This is a genomic window from Mesorhizobium sp. M4B.F.Ca.ET.058.02.1.1 (assembly GCF_003952505.1).
Classification (GTDB): Bacteria; Pseudomonadota; Alphaproteobacteria; order Rhizobiales; family Rhizobiaceae; genus Mesorhizobium.
This window is the reverse complement of record NZ_CP034450.1, coordinates 5,487,285-5,506,891: the sequence shown is the minus strand read 5'-3', so window position 1 is coordinate 5,506,891 and position 19,607 is coordinate 5,487,285. Positions and strand designations below refer to the sequence as shown.

Genomic DNA, 19,607 nt, shown 5'->3' with positions numbered 1-19,607 from the left:
TATCGCCGGGACCCGGGCGCGGCTCAGGCGTGTTGCGGCTGCCGCCCCTCGGGAATCGAGGTCAACAGCGTCTGGCGCGCCGACTTCAGGTGCTTGCGGCAGGCGGCGTCGACTTTGCCGAGATCGCGCGACTTCAGCGCCGCGATATAGGCCAGATGCTCCTGGACGGCGACCTCGTTGCGCTCGCGCTCCTGAGCCTTGTTCCACTGGTAGTGGTAGTGGAAGATCATGGCGATGACGTCGTAGAAGTCGACGATGAAGCGGTTGTGCGAGGCGCGGTGGATCAGCCGGTGGAAGCGCTCATCCAACTCGGAAAACGCCGTGAAGCGCGTGGCGATTTCGCGCGCCAACTGGCGATGCTCATCCTCCAGTCGGTCGAGATCGGACCAGACCGGGCTTTCCTCGGGCAAGGCGGCGAAAGCGGCGGCCGAGCGTAGCTCGAACATTTCGCGGATTTCGGTCAGCTCCAGCGCGAAAGCACGGGTAAAGCCCTTCAGCACCCAGTGGCTGTTGCGCCGCTTCTCGATCAGGCCGAAGCGGGAAAAGCGGATGAGGAATTCGCGCACGCTGGTGGTGCCGACGCCGATCTCGCGCGCCAGCTCCAGCTCGTTGATCTGCATGCCTGCCTCGGCGCCACCGGCAAGTAGCCTGCGCATGAACGAGCGCTCGATGATCTCGGCCAGCGTGTCGGTCTCCTCCTCGGGGAAGAAGTCGTCCGGCCGCGGCGCGCGCAGCACCGTCTTGCTGCGCTTGTTCCAGGCGATCAGCCCGATTTCCGCCATGCGTGCAAGGATGCTGCGCACTGTGGTGCGGCTGACACCGAGCAGGGTGCCCAATTCCGGCTCCGACGGCAGGCTTTGTGTCTCGTCGAGCAGCCTGAGGCAGCGATTATAGGCATCCTTGTAGACGTTGTTGCTTTTCGACATTCCCCGCCCCGTTGCGCGCCGGCGCTTGCAGTGGCCGGCCTGAAGCGCGATACGTTCCTAACGCATGCTTCCGGAAAGCTGAATCGCTTTTCGGACGCCGGCGGACTGGCCCTTGCGCCCTCACAGACGGCGCCCTCGCGAAAAAACATTTGACGCAAAAATGTTTTTTCACGATAAAAGACATTATCCATTAACTGACGCGTGTCAATCCGCCCACGCACCCAGGAACATCCCAGGAAACCGCCCGTGAACGCCGCAAACAGCATCCTCCTGTCTCCCGCCGACAATGTCGCGGTCGCCAATGGCCGCATCGAGATCGGCACGGCGTTGCCGGGTGGTGCTGTCGCCGTCGCGGTGATCGACCCTGGCCACAAGGTGGCGGTCAAGCCGATCGCGGCCGGCGAGGCGGTAGTGAAATATGCTCAGGCGATCGGCCGTGCCACGCTGGACATTGCGCCTGGCGAGCATGTCCATTCGCACAATTTGGTTTTCGAGAGCGGCCGCCTGCCGGTGGTGCCGCCGAGCGAGGCCGAGCACGCGACCGAGGCCGACCGTGCCCGCACCTTCATGGGCTACCGCCGCGCCGATGGCCGCGCTGGCACCCGCAACTTCATCGGCATCATCGCCAGCGTCAACTGCTCGGCCACCGTCTGCCACGCCATCGCCGACGAGGCCAACAGAACGCTCTTGCCGAAATATCCGGGAATCGACGGCTTCGTGCCGATCGTGCATGGCCAGGGCTGCGGCATGAGCGGCACCGGCGACGGCATGATGGTCCTGCACCGGACGCTCGCCGGCTATGCCCGTCATCCGAATTTCGGCGGCGTGATGATGGTCGGGCTGGGTTGCGAGGTCAATCAGTTGACCCTTTACGGCCAGAAGGGTGTCGCCGCGGGCAAGCGCCATTTCAACATCCAGGAAGCCGGCGGCTCGCGCAAATCGGTCGAGAAGGCGATGGGCGTGCTCGCCGAGATCGCCGAGGAAGTCGGTCACCTCAAGCGTGAACCGATTCCGGTCAGCGAGATCGTCGTTGGCCTGCAATGCGGCGGCTCCGATGGCATGTCGGGCATCACCGCCAATCCGGCGCTGGGCGCGGCCGTCGATATCCTCGCCGGCGTCGGCGGCATCGGCATCCTGTCCGAGACGACGGAGATTTACGGCGCCGAGCATCTGTTGGCCTATCGCGCGGCAAGCCCCGATATCGCGGCCAAGCTCGACGGCTATGTGAAGTGGTGGGAGGACCATGTCGCCAAGCACGGCGCCTCGATCGACAACAACCCCTCGCCCGGCAACAAGCGCGGCGGCCTGACCACCATCCTGGAGAAGTCGCTGGGCGCGGTCGCCAAGGGTGGCCAGACGCCGCTCAATGGCGTTTTCGGCTATGCCGAGAAGGTCACCGGCCACGGCCTGGTGTTCATGGACACGCCCGGCTACGATCCGGTCTCCGCCACCGGCCAGGTGGCGGGCGGCGCCAATGTCATTGTCTTCACCACCGGCCGCGGCTCCTGCTTCGGCTGCCGTCCGACGCCCTCGATCAAGGTCGCCACCAACTCGACCATGTACCACCAGATGGAAGAGGACATGGACGTCAATTGCGGCGTCATCGCTTCCGGCGAGAAGACCATCGCTGGCATGGGCCGCGAGATCTTCGAGCTCATCGTTGAGACGGCGTCCGGTCGTAAGACCAAGAGCGAGGCGTTCGGCTACGGCGACAACGAGTTCGTGCCCTGGCACCTCGGCGCGACGCTCTAACCACCGACAAATGATCGCGGGCGACCAGACGGCCCGCAAGGGGAGGCCTTATGAACAAACGCCGGATCGGCACCACTGCGCTCGAGGTCACCGAAATCAGCTTCGGTGGCGCCGCGATCGGCGGGCTCTACCGCGCCTGCCCACGTGAGCCGGCGATGGAAACGCTGCAGACGGCCTGGGATGGCGGCCTGCGCTATTTCGACACCGCGCCCTTCTATGGCTTTGGCCTGTCGGAGCGGCGAACAGGCGATTTCCTGCGCGAGAAGCCGCGCTCGTCCTATGTGTTGTCGACCAAGGTCGGGCGCCTGTTCCGCCCCGTGCCGGAAGACCAGGTGCCGGATCATTCCTATGTCGATCCGCTGCCCTTCGCGCTCGACTACGACTATTCCTATGATGGCATCATGCGCTCTGTCGAGTTCAGCTACGCGCGTCTTGGCCTCAACAAGATCGACATCCTGTTCGTCCACGACATCGGCACCTACACGCATGGCGTCGAGAAGACGAAGCTGCATTTCCGCCAGTTCATGGATGGCGGGTTGAAGGCGCTGGAGGAGCTGAAATCGTCCGGCACGATTTCCGCCTACGGCCTCGGCGTCAACGAGGTGCGGATCTGTCTCGATGTGCTCAGCCGGGCGCCGCTCGACTGCATCCTGCTCGCCAGCCGCTATTCGCTCCTCGACCGCAGCGCCGAGGCCGAGTTGCTGCCGCTCTGCCGGCAGCGCCGGACGTCCCTGATCATCGGCGGCGTCTTCAACTCGGGCATATTGGCGACCGGTCCGGTGCATGGCGCGCATTTCGACTACCAGCCGGCGAGCAAGGATATCCTCGACCGCGTCGGCGCGATGGAGCGGATCGCGGCTGACGGCGGCTATCCGCTCGCGGCCGCTGCCTTCCAGTTTCCATTGCATGAGCCGGTCGTCGCTTCTGTGCTGACCGGCACGGCCAAGCCGGCCAACCTGACGCGCAATCTGGAGCTGCTCGACATCGAGGTGCCGCCGGCGGAATACGCGAAATACGATCCTTATACGGTGGTTCAGGAACTCGGCTGAAAGGCGGAGCTCCTGCCCGGCTCGGTGCGTCGCATGGGCGAGCATGCCTCACGATCACGAGAGAATGAATATTCCATATTGACACTTGCATGGAACTAATATTCCATCTCAATTCGAGAGGATCGGAAGCGTTCGAACGTAGCGACGGCAAACTCAAAGGCCTTTGCGCAGCGACGAAACAGCACTTGCATCGACCGGATCGATGCACTATCAAAAAACGGCAAATGTTTTTTATTGATAAAGTTCTGTTGGGGCAGCGCCTATCCGAACGGAGCTTCCGTAACCTTCACCAGGCGATCTAGGGAGGAACCCTCATGAAATTCGTGACCAGCATTCTCAACCGCCGCGCCTTCGTCGCGCTCGCCGCCGCCTCGATGCTCGCAGGCGCCATGCATTCGGCGCCGGCCTCGGCGGCTGACGTGACCATCCCGATCATCGTCAAGGACACCACCTCGTTCTACTGGCAGATCGTGCTGGCCGGCGCCCGCAAGGCCGGCAAGGATCTCGGCATCAATGTGCCGGAGCTCGGCGCCCAGGCCGAAACCGACGTCAACGGCCAGATCTCGATCCTCGAGAATGCCGTCGCCGGCAATCCGGCTGCTGTCGTCATCGCGCCGACCGAAGCCAAGGCGCTCGGCAAGCCGATCGACGAGGCCGCCACCAAGGTCAAGGTCATCGGCATCGACTCCGGAGCCGACTCCAAGGCCTTCACTTCGTTCCTGACCACCGACAATGTCCAGGGCGGCCGCGTCGCCGCTGACGGACTTGCCGCGGCCATCGGCGCTGCCAATGGCGGCAAGGTTGAAGGCAAGGTTGCGCTGATCACCGCGCTGCCGGGCGCCGGCTCGCTCGAGCAGCGCGCCCAGGGCTTCAAGGAACAGCTCAAGGCCAAATATCCCGGCCTCGAACTGATCGCCGACAAATATGCCGACGGCCAGGCCACGACCGGCCTCAACATCGCCACCGACCTGATCACCGCCAATCCGGACCTGAAAGGCATCTTCGCCTCCAACCTGATCATGGCGCAGGGCGTCGGCCAGGCGATTGCCGAGAACAACCTGGCCGGCAAGGTCGGGCTGATCGGTTTCGACAGCGATGAGAAGCTGATCAAGTTCCTCAATGACGGCGTCATTTCCGGCCTCGTCGTGCAGGATCCGTACCGGATGGGTTATGACGGCATCAAGACCGCGCTTGCCGCCTCGAAGGGCGAGAAAGTCGAGGCCAATGTCGACACCGGTGCCAATCTCGTCACCAAGGCCAACATGAAAGAGCCGAAGATCGACGCGCTGCTCAATCCGAAGCTCGACTAAGCATCGCGATAGGCGCACTGTTTCCGGGGCCTCGCTGCCCCGGAAACACCAGCAAATCTGGAATCCGGTGGCTTGAAGTGCCCTTGACGGTGCAGCCCGCCGCACCGTTGCGTGCCAATCGTAAGGCCGATCTGGGAGGATTGTCATGACGTCGACGGCGCAGGACCTGCACCCGGCTCCAACACTGGAGCCCGGCAGGACGATCCTCGAACTCAGGGGGCTGGAGAAGCGCTATCCCGGCACGCACGCGCTCAAGCCCGTCAACCTCGCCTTCAAATCCGGCGAGATCCACGCCATCGTCGGCGAGAACGGCGCCGGCAAATCCACTCTCATCAAGCTCCTCACCGGCGTCATGCCGCGCACCTCCGGCGACGTTATCTGGGAGGGCAAGCCGGAAGCGCTGGCGACCCCGCATGAGGCGATGGCGCTCGGTATCAATGCCGTGCACCAGGAGGTCGTTCTCTGCCGCCACCTCACGGTCGCCGCCAACATGTTCCTCGGTGAGGAGAATTCGCGCTTCGGCATCCTGCAGCAGCGGGCCATGGTCAAGGATGCGCAGAAGATCATCGATGGCCTCGGCTTCGACCTGCCGGCGCACGTCATGCTCGGCGATCTCACCATCGGCCAGCAGCAGTTGATCGCCGCTGCCCGCGCCACGGTGCGCGGTACCAAATTCCTGATCTTCGACGAACCGACCGCCTACCTGACCCGCAAGGAGGCCGATCAGTTGTTCACGCTGATCCGCCGGCTGAAGGGCGAAGGCGTTACCATCATCTATATCAGCCATCGCATGGAAGAGGTGTTCGAGCTCGCCGACCGCGTGTCGGTGCTGCGCGACGGCACGCTGGTCGGCACCCGCAACATCGCCGAGACCAACGACGCCGAACTGGTCAAGATGATGATCAACCGCTCGATCGAACAGATCTACCACAAGGAGCATTTCACGCCGGGTGCCACCATCGTCGAGACTCGGACCCTCTCCGGGAAAGGCTTCGAGAATGTCTCGATGAGCGTCCGTGCCGGCGAGATCGTCGGCCTCTACGGGCTGATCGGCGCCGGCCGCAGCGAATTTGTCACCACGCTCTACGGTCGCCACAAGAAGTCGGCCGGCCAGATCCTGTGGGAGGGCAAGGAGGTGCAGGTCAACTCCGAGCACGATGCGATCCGGCTCGGCATGGCGTTGGCGCCGGAAAGCCGCCGCGACCAGGGCCTCTGTCTCAATTTGCCGGTTGGCCTCAACCTCAACCTGCCGATCTACAAGCGCATCTCGAACAAGCTGCTGATCTCCAACACGCAGGAAAAGGCCGAGGCCGATCGCCAGATCGCCGGCCTCAGGATCAAGACGCCGACGCGCAACGCGCTCGCCTCCAGCCTGTCCGGCGGCAACCAGCAGAAGATCGTCATCGGCAAATGGCTGGCGCATGGCGCCAAGCTGTTCATCTTCGACGAGCCGACGGTCGGCGTCGATGTCGGCACCAAGGCCGAGATCTACCGCCTGTTCTCGACGCTGCTGTCCAACGGCGCCGGCATCATCCTGATCTCGTCCTATCTGCCGGAGGTCTATGAACTCGCCGACACGCTGCATGTGTTCCGGCGCGGCAAGCTGGTCGCCACGCATGGCTTCCGCACCGCCGACCACGAGGACATTCTCTCTCAGGCGCTCGCCGAGAAACAAGAAAAACCGGGAGGACAGAAATGAGCACCGAGGCGATCGCGGCCGAAAAGCCGAAGCGCAACTACAATGCCCTATTCGGGCTGACGCTGCTGGCGCTGCTGGTTCTGTTGTGGGTCATCCTGTCGGTGACGACCCAGAGCTTCGCCTCCGCCAACAACATCTCCAACCTGCTGCGTCAGGGCTCGATGATCGCCATCCTGGCGGTCGGCCAGACGTTCGTCATCATCACTGGCGGCATTGACCTCTCGGTCGGCGCCGTTGTCGGCTTCGCCACCGTCACCACGGCGATGCTGATCAATGCCGGCGTGCCGGTCTTCGCCGCCATCCTGATCACCCTGCTGGTCGGCGTCGCCATCGGGTTGTTCCACGGCTTCGGCATCGTCAGGATGGGCCTGCCGCCCTTCATCATCACGCTGGCCACGCTGACCTCGCTGCGCGGCATTGGTCTGCTGATGACGAACGGCAATTCGATCTCGATCAACAACGATGCCTTCCAGGAATTCTCGCGCAATTCCTTCGTCGGCATCCCCAATCTGTTCTGGATGGTGATCCTGGTCGGCATCCCGGCCTACATCTTCCTGCACCACAGCCGCTGGGGCCGCTACCTGTTCTCGGTCGGCTCCAACGCCGAGGCCTCGCGCCTGTCGGGTGTCAATGTCCAGCGCACCATCTACATGGCCTATACGCTGTCCGGCCTGTGCGCCGCCTTTGTCGGCGTACTGCTCGCCTCGCGCATCGGCATCGGCAATCCGACCCAGGCCGAGGGCTGGGAGCTGCAGGCGATCGCCTCATCGGTGATCGGCGGCACCTCGCTGTTCGGCGCGGTCGGCTCCGTGCACGGCCCGCTGCTTGGCGCCTTCATTCTCGCCACCATTAACAACGGCGCCAACCTTTTGAATGTCAACGCCTTCTGGCAGCGCATCATCACCGGCGTGCTGATCATCGTCATCGTCTATTTCGACGGGCTGCGCCGCCGCGGCAAGTAAGCTGACCTCGACCGCCGGCCTTCGCTACAGCCCGAGTGCCGGCGGCCCCATCAACAGACTGGATTGAAGCATGAAAGCCGTCGTCTGCCGCTCGCCCGGCGATCTTGTCCTCGAGGACCGCCCGGCGCCGGGGGCGCCGCCTGCCGGCTGGGCGCGGGTGGCGGTCAGCCATGTCGGCATCTGCGGCACCGACTACCACATCTTCGAAGGCAAGCACCCGTTCCTCGCCTATCCGCGCGTCATGGGCCACGAGGTCTCCGGCACGGTTGTCGAGACGGGCGAAGGTGTTGCGCTGAGCGCCGGCGAGGCGGTCATCATCAATCCCTATCTCGCTTGCGGCAAATGCATCGCCTGCCGGAAAGGCAAGCCGAATTGCTGTGTCAGGATCGAAGTGCTCGGCGTCCATCGCGACGGCGCCATGTGCGAGGAGATCCTCGTGCCGGCGCAAAATCTTTATCCGGCGAACGGTCTCTCTCTTGCCGATGCCGCCGCCGTCGAATTCCTGGCCATCGGCGCGCATGCGGTGCGCCGCGCGCAGGCCGAGCCTGGCGCCCGCGCGCTGGTCATCGGCGCCGGCCCGATTGGGCTCGGCACCGCCCTGTTTGCCCGCATCGCCGGCCTCGATGTCAGCCTGCTCGATATGAGTAGCGAACGCCTGGGCTTTGCTGAAAACGAACTGGGCTTCGCCACGCTCGATGGCTCGAAGGCACAGGCGACCGATCTGGCGCGCGAAGCGACCAGCGGCGAAGGTTTCGACATGGTCTTCGATGCCACCGGCAACACGCAGTCGGTGCAGTCGGCCTTCGCCCATGTCGCGCATGGCGGCAGCCTCGTGCTCGTCAGTGTCGTCAAGGACGACATCACCTTCTCCGACCCGGAATTCCACAAACGCGAGATGACACTGATCGGCAGCCGCAACGCGCTGAGCGCCGACTTCGACCACGTCGCGGCTTCGATCCGCAATGGTGCCGTGCAGATGGGAAAGCTCGTCACCCATCGCACGACCCTTGCCGGCACGCCTCGCGACCTCGCAAGGTGGGCGCATGAGAAATCAGGCCTGATCAAGGCCGTCATCGAAGTCGGGTAGGACCATGCTGAGGATCGACGCGCACCAGCATTATTGGCAGATCGCGCGCGGCGACTATTTCTGGATGGGGCCGCACGTCGCGCCGATCGTTCGCGACGTCTTCCCGGCCGACCTCGCGCCGCATCTGCAGGCCGCCGGCATCGCCCGCACCGTCGTGGTGCAGGCGGCGGCGACCGTCGCCGAAACCGAATTCATGCTCGACCTCGCCGACAAGGACGACAGCATCGCGGCCGTGGTCGGCTGGGTCGATCTCGAGGCCGACGATGTCGAGGCGACGCTGCGCCGGCTGGCGGCGCGGCCGAAGTTCCGCGGCATAAGGCCAATGCTGCAGGACATCGACGACACCTTTGATATTTTGAAGCCGAAGCAGCTCGCCGCGCTGAAGCTTTTGCCGAAACTCGGCCTGCGTTTCGACGCGCTGGCGCAGCCGCGCCATTTGCCGGTGGTCGCCGCACTCGCCGACCACATGCCTGACCTGCCGATCGTCGTCGACCACGCGGCAAAACCCTTCATCGCCAAGGGCATCCTAGAGCCCTGGGCGAGCGACATGGCGGCGCTGGCGAAGCGGCCGTCGGTGGTCTGCAAATTCTCCGGCCTGGTCACCGAGGCCGGGCCGAACTGGTCGATCGCCGGCCTCAAGCCCTATGCCGACCACCTGCTCGCCTGCTTCGGGCCGGACCGGCTGATGTTCGGCAGCGACTGGCCGGTGTGCGAGCTCGCCGCCACCTACGAGAATTGGCTGGCCGCCGCGAGGGAACTCCTGGCAGGCCTTTCGCCGGTGGAGCAGGACGCCGTCTTCGGCGGCACGGCCGCGCGCTTCTACGGCATCAGCTAGTCATTGGCCGACAGTTTCAGCTCGACCCGCTCCGCCGGAAACCGCGACTCGGAAAACTGGATCGGCTGACCGTCGAGTGTGACGTTGACCGCGACCGTCACCAGCACGATGGCGCCGGGCTGCAGGTCGAGATCGGCAAGATCGGCGGCATCGGCATGGCGCGCCGACAGCACCGTCGATTGCCTGAGATAGTCGTTGATGCCGAAGCGCTTCAGCGATGCGGTGACCGATCCCGTCTCCGCCATGGCGGCATCGATGCCGGCGAAGCGTTTGGCGTCGAACCAGGCGGTGGCGCGCGACACCGGATGGCCATCGGCTTCGCCGCGCGTCTCCAGGCGGAGCACGGCGGCTCCCCTGGCGAGCTTCAAGGCATCGGCGATGCGCCGGCTGGCCGGCTCAACCGATGAGGCAAGCAGCGCAATATGCCGTTCGCTCGTCTGCCCCTGCAGGCCCGTCGAAAAGCGCGTGCGGGCGCCGATCGGGTAGGAGAGCCGCTTGCGCGACAAAACGAAGGTGCCGCGCCCCTGCTCGGCCCTGAGCACGCCTTCCTGCACCAGCGCCGCGATGGCGCTGCGCACCGTATGGCGGTTGACGCCATAGCGTTCGGCAAGCGCCATTTCCGGCGGCAGCGCCGCGTTCTCGGCAAAGTCGCCGGCGGCGATTCCCTGCAAAATCTGATCGGCGATCTGCCGCCACAGCGAAACGCCGCTGCGCCGCTCGATGCTGGCTGCCTGCTGCCCACTCATGCCCGCCCCCGGTTCTCTCACCAGCCCAGACTTTTCGCCGGTGTCATCCATCCGTCATGGACTCGCGCTAGCTAATGCGTATAATTTGTATAATTGTCTATATCAATAGACAAATTTGCGCAACCGATGGAGTGCCGCCATGCGAGGACAGGAAGCGCGCGAGCAGGCCGGGCGCAAGGCGGCGATGGCGACGCTGGCGCAGTCCGGCGGCGACGAGATCGCCCGGCTCTGGAGCGAGGCCGGCCTGCCCCTGGAAGCCGAGCTACTGCGCGGCCCCGAAACCGGCCTGGTGACGGTGCGCGGCCGCATCGGCGGCGGCGGCGCGCCCTTCAATGTCGGCGAGGCGACGGTCACCCGCGCCACGGTGCGCCTGCCCTCCGGCCAGGTCGGCCATAGCTATGCGCTCGGCCGCGACAGGCAGAAGGCGAAGCTGGCCGCGATCGCCGATGCGCTGTGGCAGGACCCGGCCCATCGCGACGTTGTCGAGACCAGGGTGATCGCGCCGCTGCGCGCTGTGCTCACCGAGGCGCACGAAAAACGCCGTGCCGAGACGGCGGCGACAAAAGTGGATTTCTTCACCATGGTGCGCGGAGAGGACTGATGGAGACGCAATCGATCGAAGGCGGTTTCGCCGATCCGGTCTTCAATGCGCAGACGGTGTTCCGCGCCGTCATGGATGCGATGGCGCGGCCGGGCAGCGTGCAGCCGCTGCCGGCCTTTGCCCGTCCGCCGGCGCCACTGTCAGCGACTTCAGGCGCGGTCGCGCTGGCGCTCTGCGACAACGACACGGCGCTCTGGCTCGATCCGGGCTTGCAAGCCGAGCCGTCGGTCAGATCCTGGCTCGGCTTCCACACCGGCGCGCCGCTCGCCAACACGCCGGCCGACGCGCATTTCGCCATTGTAGCCAGGCCCGCGGAGATGATGGCGCTGGATGGCTTTTCGCAAGGTACGCAGGAATATCCCGACCGCTCGACGACGCTGATCCTCATCGTCAGCGATCTCGCCTCGGGCGTTCCCTTGCTGCTCGAAGGCCCCGGCATCGAGAAGATGGCGATGCTCGCGCCGGCCGAGATGCCGCGTCACTTCATCGAACAGTGGAAGCAGAACGGCCAGCGCTTTCCGCGCGGCGTCGACATCATCCTGGCAGCACCGGACGGGGTCGCCTGCCTGCCGCGCACCACGCGCATCAAGACGATGGAGGCCTGACATGTATGTCGCGGTGAAAGGCGGCGAGGCCGCGATTGCCAATGCGCACCGCCTGCTTGCCGATCGCCGTCGCGGCGACCGCTCAGTGCCGGCGTTGCGCCTCGACCAGATCGTCGAGCAGCTGGCGCTCGGCGTCGACCGGGTGATGAGCGAGGGTTCGCTCTACGACCGCGAGCTGGCCGCGCTCGCCATTGTCCAGGCACGCGGCGACATGATCGAGGCGATCTTCCTCATCCGCGCCTATCGCACCACGCTGCCGCGCTTCGGCTACACCAGCGCGGTCGATACCGGCGCCATGCTCATCGAGCGCCGCGTGTCGGCGACCTACAAGGACCTGCCCGGCGGTCAGCTGCTCGGCCCAACCTTCGACTACACCCACCGGCTGCTCGATCCCGAACTTGCCGCCGGCGGCGACGTCGCCGAGCCGATGGAACGCCCCATCGAGGCCGAGCCGATGCCGCGCGTTTCGGCGATCCTCGCCCGCGAAGGCCTGATCGAGGCCGACGGCGACATGCCCGGCGACCACGTCCCCGGCGACATCACCCGCGAGCCGCTGCAGTTCCCGATGGCGCGCGACATCCGCTTGCAGGCCCTGTCGCGCGGCGACGAGGGGTTTCTGCTGGCTCTCGGCTATTCCACCCAGCGCGGTTATGCCCGCAACCATCCCTTCGTCGGCGAAATCCGCATTGGCGCGGTCGAGCTGGAACTGGAGGTGCCGGAACTGCCCTTCGCCGTGCCGCTGGGGTCGGTCCGCGTCACCGAATGCCAGATGGTCAACCAGTTCAAGGGCTCGGCCAAGGCGCCGCCGCAATTCACCCGCGGCTACGGCCTGGTCTTCGGCCAGAGCGAGCGCAAGGCGATGGCGATGGCGCTCTGCGATCGGGCCTTGCGGGCCAGCGAATTGGGCGAGGATGTCGTCGCCGCCGCGCAGGACGAGGAGTTCGTCATCTCGCATTCCGACAATGTCCAGGCGACCGGCTTCGTCGAGCACCTGAAGCTGCCGCATTATGTCGACTTCCAGGCCGAGCTCGACCTTGTGCGCCGTATGCGCGCCGAGCACGACGCCCGCGAAAATCACCGCACTGGCGAGGAGAAGCGGGAGGCCGCCGAATGATCGAGAGCCTCTCCCACATAACCTTCGTCGTGCGCGACCTCGACCGCATGAGCGAGATCCTGACCGGCGTATTCGACGCGCGCGAGATCTATGACAGCGGCGCCCGGCAGTTCTCGCTGTCGCATGAAAAATTCTTCCTGATCGGCGATCTCTGGATCGCGATCATGCAGGGCGAGCCGCTTACCGAGCCCAGCTACAATCACATTGCCTTCAAGATCGACGACGCCGATTTCGACCGCTACGCCGAGCGTGTCAGAAAACTCGGCCTCGACATGCGCCCGCCGCGTCCGCGCGTCGAGGGCGAAGGCCGCTCGATCTACTTCCACGACGACGACACCATCTGTTCGAGCTGCACACCGGCACGCTGGCCGAGCGGCTGGCGCGCTACAGGGAATTGGAGGTCGTGCAATGAGCTCAGCTGTCTCCGCCACCGTGACCGGCGTGCCCACCGCTATCGTGTCCACTGTGGCCCTCGTAGCCACCACCGCCGCCGTACCAACTTTCGGAATTGTTGGAACCTTCCCTTGGCGCCGGAAAAATCGTGCGCCGAAGAAAAAAGACGACCGCGCCGGCGAACGCCAGAAACACGATCCCGAGGTGCATCCATCCGGCAGAATTCATTTCGATCGGGTCCGGTTTCCACGCCTTGCAAGTCAATTCGGTAGCACGGAGCGGATGGTATAGCCATGAGCGACATCGTCACCTACAACTTCGCTTATCTCGACGAACAGACAAAGCGGATGATCCGCCGCGCCATCCTCAAAGGCATCGCCATACCCGGCTACCAGGTGCCCTTCGCCTCGCGCGAAATGCCGATGCCCTATGGCTGGGGTACCGGCGGCGTCCAGGTCACCGCTTCGATCATCGGCCCCGACGACGTGCTGAAGGTCATCGACCAGGGCGCCGACGACACCACCAATGCCGTCTCGATCCGCGCCTTCTTCAAGAAGGTCGCCAACGTCGCCGTCACCACCGAGACGGCCGAGGCCTCGATCATCCAGACCCGCCATCGTATCCCCGAGCATCCGCTGAGCGCGGGCCAGATTCTGGTCTATCAGGTGCCGATCCCCGAGCCGCTGCGCTTCCTCGAGCCGCGCGAGACCGAAACGCGCAAGATGCATGCGCTGGAGGAATACGGCCTGATGCATGTCAAACTCTACGAGGACATCGCCAGGCACGGCCGCATCGCCACCACCTACGCCTATCCGGTCAAAGTCGAGGGCCGCTACGTGATGGACCCGTCGCCGACGCCGAAATTCGACAATCCGAAGATGCATCGTTCGCCGGCTTTGCAGTTGTTCGGCGCCGGCCGCGAAAAGCGTATCTATGCCGTGCCGCCCTTCACCGACGTCGTCAGCCTCGATTTCGAGGACCATCCGTTCGAGGTGCAGACCTTCGACCAGCCCTGCGCGCTCTGCGCAGCCGAGAACGTCTATCTCGACGAGGTCATCCTCGACGACCATGGCGGCCACATGTTCGTCTGCTCCGACACCGACCACTGCGAGAAGCGGCGTGAGGAAGGCCATCGCGGCCACCTTGCGCCTGACGCCCAACTTGCTCTCGAAAAAACGGAGCCGGCCGAATGACCGACGAACCGCTGCTGCGCGTCTCGGCGCTGTCCAAATTCTACGGCTCGCGCGTCGGCTGCGAGACTGTCAGTTTCGACCTGTGGCCGGGCGAAGTGCTGGCGGTGGTCGGTGAATCGGGCTCCGGCAAGACGACGCTGCTCAACTGCCTGTCGACCCGGCTGCTGCCCTCTTCCGGCACCGCCAGCTACCGCATGCGCGACGGCCAATGGCGCGAGCTTTACCGCATGAGCGAGGCCGAGCGTCGCTTCCTGATGCGCACCGACTGGGGTTTTGTCCACCAGAACCCAGCCGATGGCCTGCGCATGACGGTGTCGGCCGGCGCCAATGTCGGCGAGCGGCTGATGGCCGTCGGCGACCGCCACTACGGAAAAATCCGCGCCACCGCCGTCGACTGGCTGTCGCGCGTCGAGATCGACGAGGACCGCATCGACGACGAGCCGCGCGCCTTTTCCGGCGGCATGCGCCAGCGCCTGCAGATCGCCCGCAACCTCGTCACCGGGCCGCGCCTGGTGTTCATGGACGAACCGACCGGCGGCCTAGACGTCTCGGTGCAGGCGCGCCTGCTCGACCTGCTGCGCGGGCTGGTCACCGACCTTGGCCTGGCGGCCATCGTCGTCACCCACGACCTCGCCGTGGCGCGGCTACTGTCGCAGCGCATGATGGTGATGAAGGACGGCCACGTCGTCGAAAGCGGCCTGACCGACCGCGTCCTCGACGACCCGCGCGCGCCCTATACGCAGTTGCTTGTTTCTTCGATTTTGCAGGTGTGATGATGGCGCCAAGTCACCCCCCTCTGTCACGGGCTATCTGCAATGTTGGAGATTGGCGAAACCGCACGAGGCCGCCCCTTCTCCCCGTCACTATACGGGGAGAAGTGCCCGGCAGGGCGATGAGGGGCGGCGCTGACGTGGCGGGAATGCGCGCGGACGCCAATGCCGTCCCAGGAGCGTCGCCCAGCGCAGAGCACTTCAGCTGGACCTCGGCGCTGCCCCTCATTGTCCTGCCGGACATTTCTCCCCGTATAGTGACGGGGAGAAAGGGCCATATTCTCCCGCCGATCGGCGACAATAGGAGGACCTTCTGATGCCCACCCCTCTCGTTGTCTCCGATGTCGCCAAAAGCTTCACCATGCACCTGCGCGACGGCATCCGCTTGCCGGTGGTCGCCGGCGTGTCCTTCTCGATCCGCGCCGGCGAATGCGCCGTGCTTGGCGGCCCGTCCGGCGCGGGAAAAAGCTCGATCCTGAAAATGCTTTACGGCAACTACGCCGTCGACGAGGGCCAGATCATCGTCCAGCACCAGAACAGCCTGATCGATCTCGCCAGCGCCAGCCCGCGCACGGTGCTTGCCGTGCGCCGGCAAACGATCGGCTATGTCAGCCAGTTCCTGCGCACCGTGCCGCGCGTCTCGGCGCTCGACGTCGTCGCCGAGCCGCTGGTCGAGCGTGGCGAGGAGCGCGGGGCAGCGCGCGACAAGGCGCGCGCCTTGCTGGCGCAGCTCAACCTGCCGGAAAAGCTCTGGGCGTTGCCGCCGGCGACCTTCTCCGGCGGCGAGCAGCAGCGCGTCAACATCGCGCGCGGCTTCATCACCGAGCATCCGGTCCTGCTGCTCGACGAGCCGACCGCCTCGCTCGATGCCAGGAACCGCGATGTGGTGGTCGAGTTGATCGCCGCCAAGAAGGCGGCGGGCGTCGCCTTGCTCGGCATTTTCCACGACCAGGATGTGCGCGAGGCGGTCGCCGACCGCATCATCGACGTCACCGCCTTCGCCGCCGGAAAGATCGCGGCATGACAAGGAAGCTGTCGGAAACACCGCTGGTTCATCCGACCGCGCAGATCGAGAATTCGACGCTCGGCCGCTGGACCGAGATCGCCGATCGCAGCCGGGTCTCGGAAAGCGAGCTCGGCGACTATTCCTACATGATGCAGGATTGCGCCGTCTGGTGCGCGACCATTCGCAAGTTCTCCAACATCGCGGCCGGCGTGCGCATCAACGCCACCAACCATCCGACCTGGCGGCCGACGCTGCACCACTTCACCTACCGCGCCTCCGACTATTGGGACGACGCCGAGCACGAAAGCGAATTCTTCGCAGAGCGCCGTGCGAAACGCGTCACCATCGGCCACGACACCTGGCTTGGCCATGGGTCGACCATCCTGCCCGGCGTCACCGTCGGCGATGGCGCGGCGGTCGGCGCCGGCGCCGTGGTGTCGAAGGATGTTGCGCCTTACACCATCGTCGGCGGCGTGCCGGCGAAGCCGATCCGCGAGCGTTTCGACCGTCGCACCGCCGAGCGCTACCAGGCGCTCGCCTGGTGGGACTGGGACCATGCAAGGTTGCGTGCTTCGCTCGACGATTTCCGTGCGCTTTCAGCCGAGGCGTTTCTCGAAAAATATAGCTGACGTCACCGATGTTCACGTGTGCGTCATTGCCAGGGACGGACGCTGGAATTTCATATCCCTGACACAGGATTAGGTCACGAGGCGGTCTTTCTCTGGAGATCGCAATGCTCGATTTGGTCAGACCCTCGCTCGCCGGTTTCTTCGAAGGCACCAACCCGACGCCTCCGGTGCATCTCGGCACTCGTTACGACGCGGCGGGCAACTTCCTCCTGGAACCTGGCAACACGGTCGTCAGCCACCTCGTCAACGGCTCGCCCTCCGAAGCGGCGGTCATCGAGGTGCGCGAGCGCATGCGCGCCATGCTTGACGCCAACCGGCTTGCCTTCACCCCGGTCTCCAGCCTGCACATGACGTTGTTCCAAGGCATCATCGAGCGGCGCCGCCGGCTCCCCTATTGGCCTCGGGATGTGGCGCTCGACACCGGCATCGACGACATGACCCGCCTTTATCTGGAGCGCCTGGAAGGCTTCCAGGGGAGCGGCGCGTTCAGGATAAGAGCCATCGGCGTCACCCCGAACGGCCTTACCGTTGCCGGCGCCTCGGACGAAGACCGGCGCATCCTCCAGGCCTGGCGCGATGCACTGTCGGTGCCGTTCGGCTACCGCCACCCCGACCATGACACCTACGTCTTCCACATCACCTTCGCCTACCAGATCCGCCGCCTTGCCGACGAGCGCGCGGCGGCCTGGCAGGACCTGTTCGACGATTGCCTGTCCTTCCTCGACCGCGAAGCGCCGGTCATCGAACTCAATCCGCCGGCCTTTTGCAGTTTCCGCGACATGAAGCATTTCGAGGAGCTCCTGGTCCTCGGTTGAGCCCATGCATGGCGCCCAAAAGTGCCTAGCGGTATGGGACAACGACATGCAGGCATTCCGGCTCTGGGCCCTGGCCTGTGGGCGGTAACAAAACTGACATCAATCCGACACGGCAGGTTCATGGCGTTGCGCTAGCCAAGGTCAACAGACCTTCAAAGCGCGACTGGACTGGAGCTTTGCCCATGTCAGCAACATCCGCCACGCTCGAAATCCGCGGTGTCACCCGACGATTCGGCAAGAACACCGCGGTCAGCGCCGTCGACCTGTCGATCCCGCAGGGCCAGATGGTCGGCATCATCGGCCGCTCCGGCGCCGGCAAATCGACGCTTCTGCGCATGATCAACCGTCTCATCGACCCCAGCCAGGGGTCGATTTTTTTTGACGGCGCCGAAGTCTCCCGCCTGCAGGGTTCGCCGCTGCGGCGCTGGCAGCGCGACTGCGCCATGATCTTCCAGCAGTTCAACCTGGTACCGCGCCTCGACGTGCTGACCAACGTGCTGCTCGGCCGGCTAAACCACCGCTCGACGCTCTCCAACCTGTTCGGCATGTTCTCGCGCAGCGAATGCGCCGAGGCGGTAGCGGCGCTTGAGCGCCTCGACATCGCCCGCACCGCGCTGCAGCCGGCTGGCACGCTGTCCGGCGGCCAGCAGCAGCGCGTGGCGATCGCGCGCGCCATGATGCAACAGCCGAGGGTGCTGCTCGCCGACGAGCCGATCGCCTCGCTCGACCCGCTCAACGCCAAGGTGGTGATGGACTCGCTGCAGGACATCAACCTGCGCGAAGGCATCACCGTCATCACCAATCTGCACACGCTGGACACGGCGCGGGCCTATTGCAACCGCATCATCGGCATGGCCGCCGGCAAGGTCGTGTTCGACGGCGCGCCCGAGGATCTCGACCGCGACGCCGTGCGTCTTGTCTATAGTGCGGACAGCAATGGCGCCGATATCTCCGAGGCCATCACGTCGACCAGCGTCAACTTCAAGCCGAAGATTACCGCATCCGCCGGACCGCTCGAGCCCGCATTCCCCGGCTACTAGTCGATGTTTGCGAACCGTCCGCGCTGACGAAGAGCGGCAACCGGTTCGGCAAGGATCATGGCCAAGAAAACGAGCAACCCGGATCGCCCGCCCGCGTCAAAGGCAGCTGTCAAAAATTCGAACGTCGCCGGCGCGAGGCCGGAACAACAGGAGAGAGATCCAAATGTTTAGGAAGATGGTTTTTGGCGCCGTATCACTGCTCGCCATCGCGACGAGCGCTGCTCATGCCGCTGACCTCAAGGAATTCCGCGTCGGCATCCTTGGCGGCGAAAACGAGACGGACCGGCTGCGCAACTACCAGTGCCTGGCCGACCATTTGAAGGCAGAATTCGGCTTCGAGAAGGTCTCGCTGTTCCCGGCCGCCGACTACGACGGCGTCATCCAGGGCCTGCTCGGCGGCACGCTCGACTTCGCCGAGCTCGGCGCTTCCGGCTATGCCAGCGTCTATATCAAGGACCCCAAGGCGGTCACCCCGATCCTCACCACCCAGCAGACCGACGGCGCCACCGGCTACTATTCGATCGGCCTGGCGCTGAAGTCGTCGGGGATCACCGACATCAAGTCGGCCAAGGGCAAGAAGCTCGGCTATGCCGACCCGGACTCGACCTCCGGCTATCTGATCCCGCTGACCCAGATTCCGAAGGACACCGGCCAGTCGAACGAGGCCTTCTTCGCCTCGACCCAGTTCAACGGCGGCCATGAGAACAACATCCTCGCCGTCCGCGACGGCAAGGTCGACGTCGCGGTGGACGATTCCTCCGGCATCGGCGATTTCAAGAACGGCTATACCTCCGGCACCTTCCACAAGGAAGTCGCCAAGGGCGCCGTCGATCCGAACGACTTCGTCGAGGTCTGGCGCTCCGGCCTGATCCCGAACGGCCCGCTGGTCGTGCGCACCGCGCTCGGCGACGACATGACCGCCAAACTCACCGCCTTCTTCACCGCGCTGCCGACCAAGGACAAGGCCTGCTTCGAGGGCGTCGAGGGCGGCGACTTCACCGGCTACGTTCCGGTCAAGCCGGACTTCTACAATGTCATCGTCGAAGCCCGCAAAGCCGCGATCGGCGGCTGACGG

20 protein-coding genes and 1 pseudogene are annotated in these 19,607 nt (G+C 64.9%); 19 read left to right on the top strand and 2 right to left on the bottom strand.

From position 1 onward, the window contains the following. Positions 1–23: 23 nt before the first annotated feature. A complete protein-coding gene (locus EJ073_RS26780) occupies positions 24–926 on the bottom strand; it encodes a GntR family transcriptional regulator (RefSeq protein ID WP_126058238.1) in 903 nt (300 codons plus the stop codon). Between the two features lie 246 nt (positions 927–1,172). Here EJ073_RS26780 and EJ073_RS26775 point away from each other — a divergent pair, with 246 nt between their 5' ends. From EJ073_RS26775 to EJ073_RS26745, 7 genes are all read left to right on the top strand, one after another. Next, positions 1,173–2,678, top strand: coding sequence for an altronate dehydratase family protein (locus tag EJ073_RS26775; RefSeq protein ID WP_126058237.1), 1,506 nt, complete (start codon positions 1,173–1,175; stop codon positions 2,676–2,678). A gap of 50 nt (positions 2,679–2,728) precedes the next feature. Beyond that, the gene (locus EJ073_RS26770) at positions 2,729–3,727 is read left to right on the top strand and encodes an aldo/keto reductase (protein WP_126058236.1); all 999 of its coding nucleotides are present in this window, start codon (positions 2,729–2,731) and stop codon (positions 3,725–3,727) included. Positions 3,728–4,041: 314 nt separating this feature from the next. Next, positions 4,042–5,037, top strand: a complete 996-nt coding sequence (locus EJ073_RS26765; RefSeq protein WP_126058235.1) for an ABC transporter substrate-binding protein — start codon at positions 4,042–4,044, stop codon at positions 5,035–5,037. A gap of 145 nt (positions 5,038–5,182) precedes the next feature. Further along, positions 5,183–6,736, top strand: coding sequence for a sugar ABC transporter ATP-binding protein (locus tag EJ073_RS26760; RefSeq protein ID WP_126058234.1), 1,554 nt, complete (start codon positions 5,183–5,185; stop codon positions 6,734–6,736). Continuing rightward, entirely contained in the window at positions 6,733–7,698 is a 966-nt protein-coding gene (locus EJ073_RS26755) for an ABC transporter permease (RefSeq protein WP_126058233.1), read from the top strand. The genes EJ073_RS26760 and EJ073_RS26755 overlap by 4 nt, the downstream gene beginning before the upstream one ends. 70 nt (positions 7,699–7,768) lie before the next feature. After that, a complete protein-coding gene (locus tag EJ073_RS26750; RefSeq protein WP_126058232.1) occupies positions 7,769–8,785 on the top strand; it encodes a zinc-binding alcohol dehydrogenase family protein in 1,017 nt (338 codons plus the stop codon). 4 nt (positions 8,786–8,789) lie between these two features. Next, positions 8,790–9,620 carry an amidohydrolase family protein gene (locus EJ073_RS26745; RefSeq protein WP_189347263.1) on the top strand — a complete coding sequence of 277 codons (831 nt, stop codon included), beginning with the start codon at positions 8,790–8,792 and terminating at the stop codon, positions 9,618–9,620. Here the strand turns inward: EJ073_RS26745 and phnF are convergent. Then, positions 9,617–10,366, bottom strand: coding sequence for a phosphonate metabolism transcriptional regulator PhnF (phnF, locus tag EJ073_RS26740; protein ID WP_126058231.1), 750 nt, complete (start codon positions 10,364–10,366; stop codon positions 9,617–9,619). The two genes, EJ073_RS26745 and phnF, sit on opposite strands and share 4 nt — an antisense overlap. Positions 10,367–10,505: 139 nt before the next feature. Here phnF and phnG point away from each other — a divergent pair, with 139 nt between their 5' ends. The 12 genes and pseudogenes from phnG to phnD all read left to right on the top strand — a co-directional run bounded on the left by phnG (position 10,506) and on the right by phnD (position 19,604). Beyond that, positions 10,506–10,967, top strand: coding sequence for a phosphonate C-P lyase system protein PhnG (gene phnG / locus EJ073_RS26735; RefSeq protein ID WP_126058230.1), 462 nt, complete (start codon positions 10,506–10,508; stop codon positions 10,965–10,967). Then, a complete protein-coding gene (gene phnH / locus EJ073_RS26730) occupies positions 10,967–11,572 on the top strand; it encodes a phosphonate C-P lyase system protein PhnH (protein WP_126058229.1) in 606 nt (201 codons plus the stop codon). Before phnG ends, phnH begins: the two co-directional genes overlap by 1 nt. Position 11,573: 1 nt before the next feature. Further along, entirely contained in the window at positions 11,574–12,686 is a 1,113-nt protein-coding gene (locus EJ073_RS26725; RefSeq protein ID WP_126058228.1) for a carbon-phosphorus lyase complex subunit PhnI, read from the top strand. Then, a pseudogene (gene fosX, locus EJ073_RS26720) lies at positions 12,683–13,098 on the top strand (FosX/FosE/FosI family fosfomycin resistance hydrolase). Before EJ073_RS26725 ends, fosX begins: the two are co-directional and overlap by 4 nt. Then, a complete protein-coding gene (locus EJ073_RS26715) occupies positions 13,095–13,370 on the top strand; it encodes a hypothetical protein (RefSeq protein ID WP_126058227.1) in 276 nt (91 codons plus the stop codon). The pseudogene fosX and the gene EJ073_RS26715 overlap by 4 nt, the downstream one beginning before the upstream one ends. A gap of 2 nt (positions 13,371–13,372) precedes the next feature. Continuing rightward, complete coding sequence (locus EJ073_RS26710; RefSeq protein WP_126058226.1) at positions 13,373–14,272, top strand: alpha-D-ribose 1-methylphosphonate 5-phosphate C-P-lyase PhnJ; 900 nt, start codon at positions 13,373–13,375, stop codon at positions 14,270–14,272. Continuing rightward, entirely contained in the window at positions 14,269–15,045 is a 777-nt protein-coding gene (gene phnK, locus EJ073_RS26705; protein WP_126058225.1) for a phosphonate C-P lyase system protein PhnK, read from the top strand. Before EJ073_RS26710 ends, phnK begins: the two co-directional genes overlap by 4 nt. A gap of 313 nt (positions 15,046–15,358) precedes the next feature. Further along, on the top strand, positions 15,359–16,066 hold the full coding sequence (phnL, locus tag EJ073_RS26700; RefSeq protein ID WP_126058224.1) for a phosphonate C-P lyase system protein PhnL: 708 nt from the start codon (positions 15,359–15,361) through the stop codon (positions 16,064–16,066). After that, a complete protein-coding gene (locus tag EJ073_RS26695; RefSeq protein ID WP_126058223.1) occupies positions 16,063–16,677 on the top strand; it encodes a DapH/DapD/GlmU-related protein in 615 nt (204 codons plus the stop codon). Before phnL ends, EJ073_RS26695 begins: the two co-directional genes overlap by 4 nt. 104 nt (positions 16,678–16,781) lie before the next feature. Continuing rightward, positions 16,782–17,492 (top strand): DUF1868 domain-containing protein, encoded by a 711-nt coding sequence (locus EJ073_RS26690; protein WP_126058222.1) that lies wholly within the window; start codon positions 16,782–16,784, stop codon positions 17,490–17,492. 182 nt (positions 17,493–17,674) lie between these two features. Continuing rightward, on the top strand, positions 17,675–18,532 hold the full coding sequence (gene phnC, locus EJ073_RS26685; RefSeq protein WP_126058221.1) for a phosphonate ABC transporter ATP-binding protein: 858 nt from the start codon (positions 17,675–17,677) through the stop codon (positions 18,530–18,532). A gap of 163 nt (positions 18,533–18,695) precedes the next feature. Beyond that, positions 18,696–19,604: a phosphonate ABC transporter substrate-binding protein gene (gene phnD, locus EJ073_RS26680; protein ID WP_126058220.1), complete on the top strand. Its 909-nt coding sequence runs from the start codon at positions 18,696–18,698 to the stop codon at positions 19,602–19,604. Positions 19,605–19,607 lie beyond the last annotated feature (3 nt).

Coding starts and splice junctions, on each gene's coding strand:
- EJ073_RS26780 (WP_126058238.1), bottom strand. CDS start 926: ATGTCGAAAAGCAACAACGTCTACAAGGATGCCTATAATCGCTGCCTC.
- EJ073_RS26770 (WP_126058236.1), top strand. CDS start 2,729: ATGAACAAACGCCGGATCGGCACCACTGCGCTCGAGGTCACCGAAATC.
- EJ073_RS26765 (WP_126058235.1), top strand. CDS start 4,042: ATGAAATTCGTGACCAGCATTCTCAACCGCCGCGCCTTCGTCGCGCTC.
- EJ073_RS26760 (WP_126058234.1), top strand. CDS start 5,183: ATGACGTCGACGGCGCAGGACCTGCACCCGGCTCCAACACTGGAGCCC.
- EJ073_RS26755 (WP_126058233.1), top strand. CDS start 6,733: ATGAGCACCGAGGCGATCGCGGCCGAAAAGCCGAAGCGCAACTACAAT.
- EJ073_RS26750 (WP_126058232.1), top strand. CDS start 7,769: ATGAAAGCCGTCGTCTGCCGCTCGCCCGGCGATCTTGTCCTCGAGGAC.
- EJ073_RS26745 (WP_189347263.1), top strand. CDS start 8,790: ATGCTGAGGATCGACGCGCACCAGCATTATTGGCAGATCGCGCGCGGC.
- phnF (WP_126058231.1), bottom strand. CDS start 10,366: ATGAGTGGGCAGCAGGCAGCCAGCATCGAGCGGCGCAGCGGCGTTTCG.
- phnG (WP_126058230.1), top strand. CDS start 10,506: ATGCGAGGACAGGAAGCGCGCGAGCAGGCCGGGCGCAAGGCGGCGATG.
- phnH (WP_126058229.1), top strand. CDS start 10,967: ATGGAGACGCAATCGATCGAAGGCGGTTTCGCCGATCCGGTCTTCAAT.
- EJ073_RS26725 (WP_126058228.1), top strand. CDS start 11,574: ATGTATGTCGCGGTGAAAGGCGGCGAGGCCGCGATTGCCAATGCGCAC.
- EJ073_RS26715 (WP_126058227.1), top strand. CDS start 13,095: ATGAGCTCAGCTGTCTCCGCCACCGTGACCGGCGTGCCCACCGCTATC.
- EJ073_RS26710 (WP_126058226.1), top strand. CDS start 13,373: ATGAGCGACATCGTCACCTACAACTTCGCTTATCTCGACGAACAGACA.
- phnK (WP_126058225.1), top strand. CDS start 14,269: ATGACCGACGAACCGCTGCTGCGCGTCTCGGCGCTGTCCAAATTCTAC.
- phnL (WP_126058224.1), top strand. CDS start 15,359: ATGCCCACCCCTCTCGTTGTCTCCGATGTCGCCAAAAGCTTCACCATG.
- EJ073_RS26695 (WP_126058223.1), top strand. CDS start 16,063: ATGACAAGGAAGCTGTCGGAAACACCGCTGGTTCATCCGACCGCGCAG.
- EJ073_RS26690 (WP_126058222.1), top strand. CDS start 16,782: ATGCTCGATTTGGTCAGACCCTCGCTCGCCGGTTTCTTCGAAGGCACC.
- phnC (WP_126058221.1), top strand. CDS start 17,675: ATGTCAGCAACATCCGCCACGCTCGAAATCCGCGGTGTCACCCGACGA.
- phnD (WP_126058220.1), top strand. CDS start 18,696: ATGTTTAGGAAGATGGTTTTTGGCGCCGTATCACTGCTCGCCATCGCG.